Source organism: Nostoc sp. UHCC 0251 (genome assembly GCF_034932245.1).
In the GTDB taxonomy this organism is placed as follows: Bacteria; Cyanobacteriota; Cyanobacteriia; order Cyanobacteriales; family Nostocaceae; genus Nostoc.
The window spans coordinates 1-13,640 of record NZ_JAYGHD010000390.1 but is presented as its reverse complement, the minus strand read 5'-3'; the positions used below and the strand labels follow the sequence as shown (position 1 = coordinate 13,640).

Sequence of the window (13,640 nt, the reverse complement as noted above, 5' to 3'; positions counted from 1 at the left end):
ACGGCATAACACACCCGAATGAAATATTTTCAGAAATCAAATATGATTCCTATAGACTGCCATAGCTCAAAAAGCCTGTGAATAAAGGTAAACAGAAAAATCAGAGATTTTTATTTTTCTTTTCTTTAGGAATATCTTGACTTTTCAAAACTTTTTTGTGCGTTAACCAGGAAACGAAAGCAGCTAAACTTTGGTGAAAAATAGGTATTGGGGACTAGGGACTAGAGACTGAATTCTTTCCAATCCCCAATTCCCAGTACCCAGTACCCAATGCCCAATACTAATTCCAGGATTTAGTAATAGATTTTTCCGCCTCCCCACTTAGTGCCAACGATTTTGGGTTGTAAGAGAATATGACCGGCGATCGCCTCCAAGTCATCATCCGTCAGATTTCGCATTTCTGTGAAAATATCTGCGCTTTTGATACTGGGGTGTATTTCGGAAATTTCTTCTTCCCCGTCGTAAGTAGTAGGATTTTTCAGGTAATCCACCAAGCCTTCAATGTTATTGCGGTTGGGTGTTGCCAATGCCAGATCGTCTGGAGTGAGTCCAACATTCTGGTTTACCTTGGTAACTCCGCCAGCATGACATTGGGCGCAAGCGTAATTAAATAAGCGTTTGCCTTCTTTGACTTGTTTAAGGCTAAGTACAACGGTATCACCTTGAGCATTTAATGGCACTGTCCGGGTAGCTTCGTCCAGTTCCACTGCTGTCGCGCTACCGACAAGCAACTGAAACGAGAGTAAAACAGTAACCACAACAACGCCAATTAGTCTTCTAAACATGTTTCCCCTTAAAGATTTTGACGCTCAACACAGCTAAGAAAGCGATTCTCAATCTCCAAGCTGCTAATTGCTAATGACTGAGTTTTTTATCATCAGCTATCAGTGATTAGCCAAAGCCCGACATAACCCTTTAGGTGACTTCGTGATCACCCAGCGAGTTGCTAGTACCTCTTGGGCGTATTTCAGACGATATTTGGGAAATAATTGCCTTTGCATCTTCTAACGCCAAACGAGTCTTTTGGTGTTTGTAGGCGATTCCCAGTTGGTTACACAGAGAAAACACTTCTTCTACAGGAATGCTGTAGTCGGCTGCTATCTCTGCGATCGATAGGTCTGCAAAACCCATAATGCTTGTTTACTGATAGATAGAGATTGAGTCGCTGTAATACCAATATCACGTTAGGAGTGCAATTTGTTGCCCAAAATACTGTTTGGGAAATGGGGCATGGGGCATAGGGCATGGGGCATGGGTTCTGGGGAATCGAGTGAGTGGAACAGGGGGAGCAGGGGGAACAAGGGGACAAGGGGGAAGGGGAAGAACTTGAAACAAGTCTTTCCCCTTGCTCCCAATCCCCAATGCTTATTAACCTTTTCCTCCGGTAAAAGTGACGCTTTGAATAAAGTAACGGTTAAAAAAGGCGTAAATACCTAAAGCTGGTAGGGTGAAGACCATAGAAGCTGCCATAATGTAGTTCCAATAGCTGATGTATTGACCTTTGAAGGTGTTCAGCCCTAAGGGGAGAGTAAACATTTCTGGGTCAAATAGGATAACTATAGGCAGTAAAAAATTATTCCAACTGCCCATGAATACAAAAACTGCCTGTGCTGCCAGTGCTGGTTTTGCCAAAGGTAAGACAATATATCGGAAAATCCCAAAGGTATTTAAACCATCCAGTTGAGCCGCTTCTTCTAGTTCTTTAGGAAAATTAACAAAAAACTGCCGCATCATAAAGATGAAAGTAGCATTAACCATACTAGGGACAATCATGCCTTGGTAGGAATTCAGCCAACCGATCGCTTTCAAAATCAAAAATGTGGGAATTAGGGTGATTTGCGCCGGTACTGCTAACACAGCCAAAATTAGGAAGAACCAAAAGCGCTTACCCACAAAGCGCAGTCTTGCCAAGGCATAACCAGCCATTGAATTTAACAACAAGTTTAAAAGGGTGACGCTGACGGCAATTACCACACTGTTGAACAACCAACGCCAAAACAAAGGTTCTTGGAGAAAGATTTGCCTATAGTTATCGAGAGTAAAATTCTTGGGGAGAAAATTGGGTTCACCGCCGACAATCTCTGTTAGCGGCTTAAATGATGCTGAAAGTGCCCAGAGAAAGGGAATTAGGGTGACGATCGCATAGAGTGTCAGCAAGACGTATAACAAGACTTTGAGCCAGGATAAGCCAGAGATATTAGTCAAATCCGTTCACCTCCAAAAAGTCGTCGCTGAATTACAGTCATGGCAATGATCACTGCTGCTAACAAAAATGCGATCGCAGCGGCATATCCCATTTGTAAATTCCGAAACACAGCTTGGTAAATTAGCAGCACCACAGTTAAGGTAGCGTTGTTTGGCCCGCCAGTACCGCCAGAGAAGATGTAAGACTGGTCAAAAAGTTGGAAAGTCCCAATCACACCCACTGCTACCACAAAGAAGGTTACAGGCTTAAGCAAGGGAAGAGTAATGTAGATAAATTGCTGCCACCCATTTGCGCCATCGAGTTCTGCCGCCTCATAAAGCCTTTGAGGTATATCTTGCAGAGCCGCCAGATAAATCACCATGAAAAATGGCGCGGTTGACCAAATGTTCATGATCATAATGCCTTTGAGTGCAACTGCTGGATCGCCCAACCAGTTGTAAGTAGGTAGCCCCACAAAAGCGAGAAAATCGTTTAATAGCCCATCAGTGTTATAAATCCACATGAAGATGAGCGTCAGCACCGCTGAAGAAGTGACTGTCGGTAAAAAGTAGAGGATGCGCCACCAGTTTTTACCACGAATCCCAGAATTCAGAGTTACCGCCATAATTAAAGCCAGGATAGTTTGGGTTGGCACAACAAGAGCTACATATTCTGCCGTGTTTCTCAAAGCAATCCAAACTCGTTCATCTTCAGCTAATCGTGTGAAGTTGCGAAAACCGATGAACTCGTACTCAATACCGCCGAGAAGTTGAACTTTTTGCAGAGAAAGAAAGACGGCATAAAGAATGGGTAAGACTACGAAAGTTCCTAAGACAAGAATGGTAGGCATCATGAACATATACCCAGCCAAGCCTTCTGTGATATTCCACCTAGCGTTTCTGTGCCGTCTGCTGATTTGAAACACAATTGCACCTCCACCTAATCTGGCACTAACCCGAATGTAGCGATGGATTATGCATGATTATTTATCTTACTCCGTAGAATAGCGCTGATTGCCATTTGTAAGAGTAGGTATTGCCGTTCTAGTTTAGTCAAATACTTATCTTAAATAACCATAGCTTATCTCAGTTAGCTACATAATATATAACTCAGAGAACTATCCCAATCTTAAATCATTCGTGAAAAAAATCTGTTGCCTATTGCCTGCCTCTACGACTAATTTCATAATTAAAATAGGATTGCTATATATTTGGTTCTCGTAAGGATGCTAAATGTTTCAGATATAAAAATTTTCTGCCACCCTCAATAACACTGTGATAATTATTAAATTCTCTCAAAAGGTAGTCCAGAAATAATAAAAAATTGACAAGTTTATCAAAGGATTATTCATTGCCACTGGACTTGCAATATTGTAAATTCAAAGGACATAGGGTCTATTTCGATTAATTTTTTAGTTTCAAAATATTCAGCTTGTCTTCTCTAGATAACAACTCACACAATTGACCCAAATTGAGAGACTTTTGCAAAATTAGTATATTTCCGAAAATTAAATATCCGACTTGCTGTCAAAATCAATAGTTTTTGAGGTTAGAAGTTTGAAATGATACTTCGCTCATTCCAGGTGTGGCTAGTTCCATTGGTTCTCACTTTCACTAGCATTTGTTCAGATGCAATGAGAGCTACAGCACAAACCATATATCCATTTACTGGTAACTATCGCACAACAGTTAACATTGAGCCGATTTCAGGCAACGTTTCAAAGGTATTTGAGGTAGGTTTGAGTGATGATGCCCCGTATGATTTAGGGCTATACGAGGGTCTAACATACTCCGTACTCGATGCCAATGGAAATCTGACTTTTAATAATAATCCAGAGGTATTCGGCGTCCAAGGTTTTCCGCAGGGCTACATTTTATTTGGTAGTGGTACTAACAAGTTATTTGGAACAAGTGATGCTAGTGCTTCAGTGAATTTTGAAAATCTGACAGCGAAAGGTTCTGGCGTTGTAAATATCACCGATGGTGAAGGCATATTCAAAAATGCTACAAGCACACTATTATTTTCTGAAGAAGACATAGTTAATCTAGGATCAACTATTACCTTGAAGGGTCAGGCTTTAGTAACCGGTTCTATTAAAGTTCCCCAAGAAATTCCAGAACCAAAAATTATGACGCCACTGATTAGCATAGGTTTGATTGGAGCCAGTTTTCTCCTGCGCCGACGCTACCATCGATTCGCTGGATGAACTGTAGCCTTAATAAATGTAATATAGCGGTTCTCACTTAAATAAGGTACGAATAACGGTAATTAACATACAGCAAAATTCAGAATTCAGAATTTAGGAGTAAAACACGCTTTATACCTGGGTAACAGACTTAGCTTTTGTACTTCACCAACTTGAAATCTGCTGTAAATGAATTTGTACCTTAGGCGACTGAGAAACGCTATATCTAAGAGGCCATTGATATAACGCACCATGTTATTGCAACCATTTATTAATACAAATACTTAATAAACCTCTACCCTATTTGAATTGTCCAATGCCTTTATATTTAATTTCTAAATCTGCTCTTAGTTTGACATTTCTCACTGTTTGCCTTGCAGTTTTTTCTGAAATGAAGTCAGCAAAAGCTGCGTCATTTAGTGTGGTTGCTGACAATCTTGATAATGTCCGTGGTCTAAATTTTGCTCCTGACGGTAGTCTCTATATTACAGAGTCAGGTGTGGGGGGTGATGGGCGATGCATTCCCGGCCCTAGTTTGGAAGGTCTGCTTTCATGTGCTGGTACAAGTGGTGCTGTAACTAGAGTTAAAGATGGAAAACAAGAACGTGTGATTACTGGATTACCTTCAATAGCGTTAAGACCTACTGGTACTACAGGTGAAGGCCCTCAAGATATCCAATTTGATCGCTTGGGAAATCCTTATCTTCTCATTGGGTATGGTGGTAATCCAACTATTTCCGATTTTCCAAAAAATTCTCCTAGCTGGGGACAGCTTTATAAAATAGACCTGAAAACAGGTTCGTTGAAAAGTATTGCTGATTTGGCAAAATATGAATTCGCCAATAATGCAGATGGGGTTGATGTGCTTGATGTTAGCGGTGAAATAGCTAGCAACCCCTATGCTTTTACAATTAAGGATGATACTGCTTATATTGTTGATGCGGCTGCAAATAACGTTTTGACTGTGGAACTTGATGGAAGTGATTTAAAATCACTAACTGTGCTTCCTACACAAAAGATAACTAATCCCATTTTCCCCGTTCCTGAGCCAGGGCAAGCACCACCTCCTGATGCGCCGCTACCTGGACAAACACCGCAAGAGATTGAAATTCAATCAGTACCTACAGGTGTTACATTTGGTCCAGATGGTGCTTTATATGTGAGCGAATTCACTGGTTTTCCTTTTCCAGAAGGTAAAGCGAGGATTTTTCGGGTTGGAGTTGATGGTGAAACTACAGTTTACGCTGATGGTTTTACTCAACTGAGTGACTTGGCTTTTGATGCTGAAAATAATTTGTATGCTTTACAATATGGCAATGAACCACAGTGGAAAGGTATTTCAGATGGTTCTTTAGTGCAAATAGCCCCTGATGGAACTCGGACAACGCTGCTGAGTGGTAATGGGTTAGAGTCTGCTACTGCCTTGACTGTTGGCCCTGATGGTGATGTTTACGTTTCAAATAAAGGCGATCGCCCAGGACAAGGACAAGTCTTAAGGATTAACACTACAAAAAAAGTTCCTGAACCGACTTCTATATTGGGCATATTAGTAGCGTTCGGTGCATTAGGTGTTCGTTTATTCACCAAGCGCAGCCCTTCAGGTAACTCAAAATTGCAATTCTATAAATAATTGGGTCAACATTACGGCATTTATAAAGAACATTCAAACATTTGCCACAAACACCTATGAGTGTTTAATATTTGCAATGAAAGCTTTAGCAAAACTGAGAAACTTGTTAAGCTTAGACGCAAAGGGGCTTGTTGTCAGACATTGCCTGAGATAATTTCAAGTATGTATCCTTTAATTACTCCATTGCTTTAATTTGCTTATTTGCTTCATTCTGTGCCCGCACCATCGCTTGCTTTAATGGTTGTTGCTCCAACAAGGCACTGACAAACTGGTTATCAAAGTTATTGACGATCGCACTTGGATATTTACCTACTTGCCACGATGTAGAATAATCGACACCCGCTACTAATGGCGATCGCAGTGGATCTTGGTCATAACCCAAATTCTTTGCTACTGATTTCCGTGTTGGCAAAGCAAACCCTGTTCCTGTCCACTTTTGCATCCCTTCTTTACCCGTGAGATAGGAAATTAATTCCCAAGCTTCGGCTTTATGCTGTGCTTGCTTGTTCATCACGTAGGCAACGGTAAATACCATCGTGCCTTTTTTGTCATTAATAGTAGGCACTGGTGCGGTAGCAAACTCTACTTGAGGAAAGGTTTCAGTTAAGTAAGGAATTGCCCAGTTACCTTCAATTACCATTGCTACTTTACTCTGACCAAACATTTCACTACCTGAGTTTGTCCCCACATCAGATTTTTGGGCAGAGGAGCGGTCTTTTTGATATTGATCTATCACCAACTCTAAACCCTGTAAACCTGCTTCACTGGCAAAGGTAGCATAACCATTTTGATCAACAAGTTGCCCACCAAAGGCTTTAATTTTATAAGCCTGACGCGCCAATTCGGGAATTTCTCCAAAGCCGTATTTATTAAGCTTGCCTGTCAATTGTTTCGAGTAGTTACGTAGTTCATCCCAAGTAGCTGGCGGACTACTCAAGCCTGCGGCGGCGAAGGCTTTTTTGTTATAAAACAACGCAAGGGTGGAATAGTCTTTGGGAAGACCATAAATCTGGTTCTGATATTTAAAACTGTCGAGTATGGTATCCTCGAAGTCTGGTAGGTCAAATTCGGGGGTAATGTAAACATCTAACGGTTCCAGGACATTTTGACTCATTAAGAAAGGAGCTTCCAGCGCATCCAAATAAAAAACATCAGGTGCAGCTTCCCCAATCAAACGAGTTTTAATTACATCCATGTATTGGTCGGAAATCACCTCATATTTGACCTTAATAGTTGGATGTTGTGTCTCAAAGTCTTGCAAAACTTGTCTCAAGAGCTTTTGCTCAATAGGAGAACCTCCCCAACCACTAAGTTTGATGGTGACTGCGGTAGACGCCGAGGAATTGCTTGGTAATTGTAGGCTTTGAAAAGCAATGATAGCGATCGCGATCGCCATCACTAGTCCCAAAAAATTGAATAATCTTTTCTTACTCACAGACAGATAACAGTCTCTCTCTTCTTACTTATACCTTTTGTTTCTAAAAAGTGATATTTTACTTATTTTGAATTTTTGTTGAGATTTGCAAGCTAAAATAACGAAAAATTAGCAGAAATGCTAATTAAACTATACTGAGTTCCTTTGCAACCGAATTTATCCAGGTACTTCACCCATAAACATAAATTATGGTTTCTGTTCAGGTTGAAACAACTGCGCCACTGACTCTGGAAATTCCCCAGATTGCCTTACCACCCACAACGTTTTCTCCAAACTCTCGAATTCCCAAGGATGCGATTCGCACTAGTTTAAAAGCCTCCACTACAGATTCTGTATTAGCAGCGGTTTACTCTCTTGGAACTGGCGGGATTTTACTGAGCAATTTTTTAGTGGAATTGGGTGCTAGTCCAGTGGTATTTGGGATGCTTTGCTCTATCCCCATGTTGGTCAATCTTATTCAGCCGTTGGGTGCTTACTTGTCTGAACGCAGCACCAGCCGCTTTCAATATTCTCTTCGGACACATGGAATTGGTCGGCTGCTATGGCTGGTTCTAGTGATGGGTATTGTAGGCGTAAGCTGGGGAGTGCTTAATACTCACCATTTAGTTATATTGACACTCTTGATTGTCCTATTCAGCAATCTTTTGGGAGGATTAGGAGCAGCATCGTGGCTAAGTTGGGTAGCAATGATAGTTCCTCGGCGATTACGAGGCAGGTATTTTGGGACACGCAATAGTGCTGCTAACCTCACCAATTTAGTTTGCGTACCAATAGCTGGTCTAGCTGTATCACATTGGTATGGTGGAACTTTACAAGGCTATGGGGTGATTCTGCTGGTAAGCATTGTGTTTGGAATTGTGGGATTGGGATGTCAGTATTTCCAGGTGGATATGAATCCGCGATTGCAAAACACTTATTTTGGCAAGTTAACTCAAACAAATGAGATTCAACAAGAGGCAAGGGAGCAGGCTGGCCGTGAGCGTAGCCGAACGGGAACAGGAGACTCAGTGGCCGCCCCACCTGTTGCGTTAGTTTCCCACTCTTTACGAGAGCCGCTTAATAGAAGTGGGGAACTCAGACCAATGTTCCACTCTGCTCCACACCAGGAGGATGGGGTCATTTACCCCAGCGAAGAACCCTCTTCCCCCTGCCTCTTCGTTCAATTAGAGGTTGCAAAGGATGAATCTTCTAAAGTACCTCTATCCGTTCATCTGCCACAAGACCAATTAACTAACAGTATTTGGAAAAACTCTAACTTTTTAAGATTTCTGCTGTATTTCGGCTTCTGGACGCTTGCTGTTAACCTCAGCAGTCCTTTTTTTAACCTCTATATGCTCGACACCCTGGATTTGGATGTGAGCTATGTGACTATCTACAACAGCCTTCAGGCGGCGGCGACTTTGCTGATGCTCATCTTATGGGGAAAATTAGCAGACAAGATAGGCAATCGTCCCATCCTCATCTGTATTGGGGTTTTGGTTGCAGCTACACCATTTTTATGGCTAGGGATTGGTGCTAATCGCCTTGACATCTGGTTGTGGCTACCTCTGTTACACATCTTGGCTGGAGGTACTTGGGCGGCGATTGACTTATGTAATAACAATATACAATTGGCGATCGCACCAACTAAAAATCAGTCTATCTATTTTGCGATCGCAGCTGCCGTTGCTGGAGCGAGTGGTGCTTTGGGCGCAACTATAGGCAGCTTCATCATCCAATTTGCTCAGTTTGGAGGCTTACTAGAGTTATTCGCCCTCTCTAGTCTGTTCCGACTAGCAGCTCTTATCCCACTACTTTTTGTCAAAGAACCGGGGAGGCGAGGGGAATAGGGGGATGAAGTAATATTTTCTCCCCCTGCTCCCCCTGCTCCCCCTGCTCCCCCTGCTCCCCCTGCTCTATTCTGCTGCGGTAGAAGTCAAGGACATTGTTTCCCACAACACCATCTGAGGTGTTGTTAGTACAGGCTGGTGTAGGGCAATCAGCTGGGCTAGGGTGTTCTTTAATTGGGTACGGGGTACGATATCATCAACAAAACCGTGTAGGAGCAAATCTTCAGCAGTCTGAAAATCATCGGGTAGTTTTTCCCGTAGGGTTTGCTCAATCACTCGCCGACCGGCAAAACCAATGGTTGCCTTGGGTTCTGCCAAAATGATATCACCCAACATTGCAAAGCTAGCGGTAACGCCGCCTGTTGTCGGATTGGTCAAAACAGGAATATATAATAGTCGGGCGTCTTTATGGCGCTGTAAGGCTGCGGAGATTTTCGCCATCTGCATCAGGGAGAGCATTCCTTCTTGCATCCTCGCGCCCCCGGAGGTGCAGACGATAACTACAGGATACCGCCGTTGAGTGGCTTGCTCAATCATGCGGGTGAGCCTTTCACCCACGACGGAACCCATACTACCACCCATGAAGCGGAAGTCCATAACCCCAAGGGCAATGGGTAAACCATTAATTTGACCTAAACCAGTTCTAACTGCGTCTATTAAGCCAATTTTATCTTGGGTTTCCCGCAGGCGATCGCTGTAGAGTTTGCGATCGCGAAATTCTAGCGGATCGGTTGGACGCAAATGCTCGTCTAGCGGTTTCCAGGTATTGTGATCTATCAATTGACGGATGCGCTCATCGCTATCTACCCGATTATGATGACCACATTCGGCACAAACCATCTGATTGGCTTTCAAGTCTTTTGTATAAGCCAAGACACTACACTTAGAACATTTATGCCACAAACCATCAGCAATTTCACGTTCTTGGCGTTCGAGGCTGGTAGATCCTGATTTCCGTCGATTTGCAAACCAATCAAATAGAGACTTTAAACCGCGTGATTCTTCGTTGTTAGCCATTTTTTATTTTATTTTAAGTGGGCATGAGGTCGAAAACATATCAAGCCGTATTGGGTTGTCTTTAGCCTTTTGTCATTTGTCTTTACTCATGAAAAAAGGCTACATCGTCAAACTACGCTTTTAAGCAATTGAGACCTTAATTTTCATCTTTGGTTGCCAGCTTAACGAAAATACTTATGCCAATACAAGTCTCTTGCTCTTTTTTCAGCAGACTTAATTATATGGACGTACTGACAAAGCCATGAGAATACCAACCTCCAAATAAGATGCTCTCCCCCTCCCACCCAAATCAATTATTCGTATTGCTAAGTTATGAGCAATCAGCATCTGTTGCACTAGTTGTGCTTGCCAACGGTTAATCGTCGTTAAGAGGGTAATACAAGTCACAAGCTGAATATTATCAAAATATGAAGGGCAGATGGGGTAATGTTGGTTACAGTCACGAATTATAAATATTTCTTATGAATGGGCATTGGGCATTGGGCATGGGGCATTGGGCATTGGGCATTGGGCATTGGGCATTGGGCGTTGGTTATTAATTCTTGTCCCTCACTCCCTCACTCCCCCTGCTTCCCCTGCTTCCCCTGCTCCCCCTGCCTCCTCTGCTCCCCTGCTCCCCTGCTCCCTTGCTTCTTCCCCTGCCTCCCCTGCCTCCCCTGTTCCTCATTCCCCACTTCAATTCAAGACGCTGGAAAAAATAACCGCAGGTAGCTAGACAAAATTGCTTCGCCGCTAAATAGGGTAATCACAGATCCTAAAGCCAAAAAAGGGCCAAAAGGCATCTTTTGTCCTAACCTTGGCCGCGATGTCTCATGACTCATAGCTTTTCGTCTACGTATAATAACACCGCCGCCAACTAACGCTCCCAGCGCACAGGCAATAAAACTAGCCAAAAGTAAATATTTCCAGCCTAACCAAGCTCCCATCATGGCTGCTAACTTAGCGTCACCCGCACCCATTGCAGCTTTACCAAAGGCAATTGAACCCAATAGGGCGATCGCATCAAACAGCCATAAGCCCAAAACTGCCCCAACTATCGCCATCATCAGGTGATTTACCAGTGCTACAGAGCTAGCCTCTGGTAAAAAACCAACCACCATTTGAAACAAAATCCCCACCACCAAGCCCGACTGAGTAAGTGGATTGGGTAGGGTCATTGTATCTAGGTCGATGAGCGATAGTGCCAATAACCAACTACAAAAAGCCCAATAGCCTATTGTTAAAGTCGAAACTTGAAATACCAAAAAAACCAGTAAAAAAATTATGCCCGTTACCCCTTCTACCACAGGATAACGGACAGAAATTTTGCTTTTACAGTATCGACACCGCCCTTTTAAGGAAATCCAGCCGAATACTGGTATATTGTCGTAAGCTTTTAGCTGGTTTAAGCATTTAGGACAACGAGAAGGCGGCCAAAGAATTGACAACCCAGCAGGTAGCCGATAAACAATAACATTGAGAAAACTGCCAATAGAGGCACCCAAAGCAAAGACCATTACACTCGCCGGGATGGCGAACAAAATGTCCATACAGTCATTTGTCCTTTGTCATTTGTCTTGTGTCATTTGTCGTTTATCTTTTGTCCTTTGTCGAGAGTTAATCAATATTACTCTTGACCAATGACTAATGACTAGTGACCAATGACCAATGACTAATGACCAATGACTAATACATGTGCGATTCTATTTGACTCAAGGGCACAAAACATTCTTGAGGTAAAAGAACTGGTTGGTTAGTAAAAATAACCTTACCTCGATGAGTCACACGATTAATTGCTACACCGGAAGATTGCCCAGCTATTTCGGGATGTACTTCACAGTGAGTATAGTATATCTGCCCAGCGGCTCTAATTAGGGCGGGATCAATCAAAGGCGATTGGATCTTTGGGGCGGTAAAATTTGCTTGACCTTGTCGTAATGCGTACACTATCGACTGTTATTTGATTGCTAGATTTCCCTTTAGTCTACCCGAAACTTATAGCAAAGGTTGCCAAATTGCCCAAGTTGCATTATTTATTATTTTCCTTCCAGAGCTAAAATCAGTGCATCGCCCATAGCGCGGCAACCTAAGAGGTTTTTTCCTGGAGAAATTATATCGCCGGTGCGATCGCCTTGTTCTAAAACTTGCAATACGGCTTGTTCGATGTTATCTGCTGCTTTTGGCTGGTCTAAACCGTAGCGCAACATCATCGCCGCACTCAAAACCTGCGCTAGAGGGTTAGCTTTATCCTGTCCAGCAATATCTGGGGCGGAACCGTGGACTGGTTCAAACACACCAGTCCCAGAAGCGCCCAAACTAGCTGAGGGTAACATTCCAATACTACCTGTGAGCATGGCAGCAGCATCAGAGAGAATATCGCCAAACAAATTGCCTGTAACTATGGTGTCGAATTGCTTGGGAGCGCGTACCAACTGCATAGCTGCATTATCTACATATAAATGAGAGAGTTCAATATCTGGATATTCCGCAGAAAGTTGGGTGATGCGATCGCGCCATAATTGAGATACTTCTAATACGTTCGCTTTATCCACCGAACAAAGTTTCCCACCGCGTTTTTTTGCCGCCTCAAAAGCCACTCTTCCAATACGTTCAATTTCCGACTCCGTGTAAACCATTGTATTTACACCACGTTTCTCACCGTTTTCTGTAGCAAAAATTCCTTTGGGTTTACCGAAGTAAATTCCACCAGTGAGTTCGCGCACTACCATAATATCCACGCCTTCGACAATTTCGCGTTTCAAAGTTGAGGCGTCGATTAGCTGGGGCAAAATTTTCGCTGGGCGCAAATTCGCAAATAATCCTAAACCTGCACGTAGTCCTAACAAACCTGCTTCTGGGCGTAAATTGGATGGCAGGGAATCCCACTTATAACCACCAATGGCTGCGAGTAATACAGCATCACTGTTACGGCAAGTTTCTAGAGTGGCAGATGGTAAGGGTTCACCTGTGGCATCAATTGCTGCACCACCGATGAGGGCTTCTTGGAATTCAAACTTCAGATCAAATTGCTTCCCTACGACTTTCAGCACATCTACCGCCACTGCCATAATTTCAGGGCCAATGCCATCGCCGGGGAGTAGAGTAATGCGGTAGTTCTGGGTCATAGCTGATTATTACTAGGTAAATGCTTGCAGATTAAATATCATACCTAGCAAAATGTACCTATGGAGTTTTTAATTTATTTAGATGTATGTTGCCTGAATCGCCCTTTTGATGACCAGACACAAGAACGGATTCGTTTGGAAGCTGAGGCGGTGCTTCGCATTTTGGCTATTAGACTTCTTGCATAAGTCGGGAAAAGGGAAAGGGGGAAGGGGGAAAAGTTCTGTATTGTCCCCTTCCCCTTTAACCTTTACCCT

Annotated in this window: 13 protein-coding genes and 1 pseudogene; 4 read left to right on the top strand and 10 right to left on the bottom strand. The window is 43.0% G+C overall.

The window, feature by feature from the left end:
• Nucleotides 1–293: 293 nt before the first annotated feature.
• From psbV to VB740_RS32605, 4 genes are all read right to left on the bottom strand, one after another.
• The gene (gene psbV / locus VB740_RS32620) at nucleotides 294–785 is read right to left on the bottom strand and encodes a photosystem II cytochrome c-550 (protein WP_323203965.1); all 492 of its coding nucleotides are present in this window, start codon (nucleotides 783–785) and stop codon (nucleotides 294–296) included.
• 130 nt (nucleotides 786–915) lie between these two features.
• Nucleotides 916–1,131: a hypothetical protein gene (locus VB740_RS32615; RefSeq protein WP_323203964.1), complete on the bottom strand. Its 216-nt coding sequence runs from the start codon at nucleotides 1,129–1,131 to the stop codon at nucleotides 916–918.
• 237 nt (nucleotides 1,132–1,368) lie between these two features.
• On the bottom strand, nucleotides 1,369–2,205 hold the full coding sequence (locus VB740_RS32610; RefSeq protein ID WP_323203963.1) for a carbohydrate ABC transporter permease: 837 nt from the start codon (nucleotides 2,203–2,205) through the stop codon (nucleotides 1,369–1,371).
• The gene (locus VB740_RS32605) at nucleotides 2,202–3,110 is read right to left on the bottom strand and encodes a sugar ABC transporter permease (protein WP_323203962.1); all 909 of its coding nucleotides are present in this window, start codon (nucleotides 3,108–3,110) and stop codon (nucleotides 2,202–2,204) included. Before VB740_RS32605 ends, VB740_RS32610 begins: the two co-directional genes overlap by 4 nt.
• Nucleotides 3,111–3,746: 636 nt before the next feature.
• On the opposite strand from VB740_RS32605, the gene VB740_RS32600 reads away from it, so the two are divergent.
• Together VB740_RS32600 and VB740_RS32595 are read left to right on the top strand one after the other, a co-directional pair.
• Nucleotides 3,747–4,391: a hypothetical protein gene (locus VB740_RS32600; protein ID WP_323203961.1), complete on the top strand. Its 645-nt coding sequence runs from the start codon at nucleotides 3,747–3,749 to the stop codon at nucleotides 4,389–4,391.
• Between the two features lie 295 nt (nucleotides 4,392–4,686).
• Nucleotides 4,687–6,000, top strand: a complete 1,314-nt coding sequence (locus VB740_RS32595; protein WP_323203960.1) for a ScyD/ScyE family protein — start codon at nucleotides 4,687–4,689, stop codon at nucleotides 5,998–6,000.
• A 175-nt stretch (nucleotides 6,001–6,175) separates the two neighbouring features.
• On the opposite strand, the gene VB740_RS32590 is transcribed toward VB740_RS32595, so the two are convergent.
• Entirely contained in the window at nucleotides 6,176–7,396 is a 1,221-nt protein-coding gene (locus VB740_RS32590) for an ABC transporter substrate-binding protein (protein WP_323203966.1), read from the bottom strand.
• 227 nt (nucleotides 7,397–7,623) lie between these two features.
• On the opposite strand from VB740_RS32590, the gene VB740_RS32585 reads away from it, so the two are divergent.
• The gene (locus VB740_RS32585; protein ID WP_323203959.1) at nucleotides 7,624–9,264 is read left to right on the top strand and encodes an MFS transporter; all 1,641 of its coding nucleotides are present in this window, start codon (nucleotides 7,624–7,626) and stop codon (nucleotides 9,262–9,264) included.
• 66 nt (nucleotides 9,265–9,330) lie between these two features.
• On the opposite strand, the gene accD is transcribed toward VB740_RS32585, so the two are convergent.
• The 5 genes from accD to leuB form a co-directional block, all read right to left on the bottom strand.
• Nucleotides 9,331–10,281 carry an acetyl-CoA carboxylase, carboxyltransferase subunit beta gene (gene accD / locus VB740_RS32580; RefSeq protein ID WP_323203958.1) on the bottom strand — a complete coding sequence of 317 codons (951 nt, stop codon included), beginning with the start codon at nucleotides 10,279–10,281 and terminating at the stop codon, nucleotides 9,331–9,333.
• A 213-nt stretch (nucleotides 10,282–10,494) separates the two neighbouring features.
• Entirely contained in the window at nucleotides 10,495–10,668 is a 174-nt protein-coding gene (locus tag VB740_RS32575) for a hypothetical protein (RefSeq protein WP_292723853.1), read from the bottom strand.
• Between the two features lie 293 nt (nucleotides 10,669–10,961).
• A complete protein-coding gene (locus VB740_RS32570) occupies nucleotides 10,962–11,810 on the bottom strand; it encodes an A24 family peptidase (RefSeq protein ID WP_323203957.1) in 849 nt (282 codons plus the stop codon).
• A 136-nt stretch (nucleotides 11,811–11,946) separates the two neighbouring features.
• Nucleotides 11,947–12,207: a hypothetical protein gene (locus VB740_RS32565; protein ID WP_190891010.1), complete on the bottom strand. Its 261-nt coding sequence runs from the start codon at nucleotides 12,205–12,207 to the stop codon at nucleotides 11,947–11,949.
• An 89-nt stretch (nucleotides 12,208–12,296) separates the two neighbouring features.
• Nucleotides 12,297–13,385: a 3-isopropylmalate dehydrogenase gene (gene leuB, locus VB740_RS32560; protein ID WP_323203956.1), complete on the bottom strand. Its 1,089-nt coding sequence runs from the start codon at nucleotides 13,383–13,385 to the stop codon at nucleotides 12,297–12,299.
• 60 nt (nucleotides 13,386–13,445) lie between these two features.
• Here leuB and VB740_RS32555 point away from each other — a divergent pair.
• Nucleotides 13,446–13,550: pseudogene (locus tag VB740_RS32555) on the top strand (PIN domain-containing protein); the annotation flags it as partial.
• Nucleotides 13,551–13,640: the final 90 nt, after the last annotated feature.

What these genes read in the sequence shown, in the direction of transcription:
- VB740_RS32615 (WP_323203964.1), bottom strand. Translation starts at nt 1,131, where the DNA reads ATGGGTTTTGCAGACCTATCGATCGCAGAGATAGCAGCCGACTACAGC.
- VB740_RS32590 (WP_323203966.1), bottom strand. Translation starts at nt 7,396, where the DNA reads ATGGCGATCGCGATCGCTATCATTGCTTTTCAAAGCCTACAATTACCA.
- VB740_RS32585 (WP_323203959.1), top strand. Translation starts at nt 7,624, where the DNA reads ATGGTTTCTGTTCAGGTTGAAACAACTGCGCCACTGACTCTGGAAATT.
- VB740_RS32570 (WP_323203957.1), bottom strand. Translation starts at nt 11,810, where the DNA reads ATGGACATTTTGTTCGCCATCCCGGCGAGTGTAATGGTCTTTGCTTTG.
- VB740_RS32595 (WP_323203960.1), top strand. Translation starts at nt 4,687, where the DNA reads ATGCCTTTATATTTAATTTCTAAATCTGCTCTTAGTTTGACATTTCTC.
- accD (WP_323203958.1), bottom strand. Translation starts at nt 10,281, where the DNA reads ATGGCTAACAACGAAGAATCACGCGGTTTAAAGTCTCTATTTGATTGG.
- leuB (WP_323203956.1), bottom strand. Translation starts at nt 13,385, where the DNA reads ATGACCCAGAACTACCGCATTACTCTACTCCCCGGCGATGGCATTGGC.
- VB740_RS32600 (WP_323203961.1), top strand. Translation starts at nt 3,747, where the DNA reads ATGATACTTCGCTCATTCCAGGTGTGGCTAGTTCCATTGGTTCTCACT.
- psbV (WP_323203965.1), bottom strand. Translation starts at nt 785, where the DNA reads ATGTTTAGAAGACTAATTGGCGTTGTTGTGGTTACTGTTTTACTCTCG.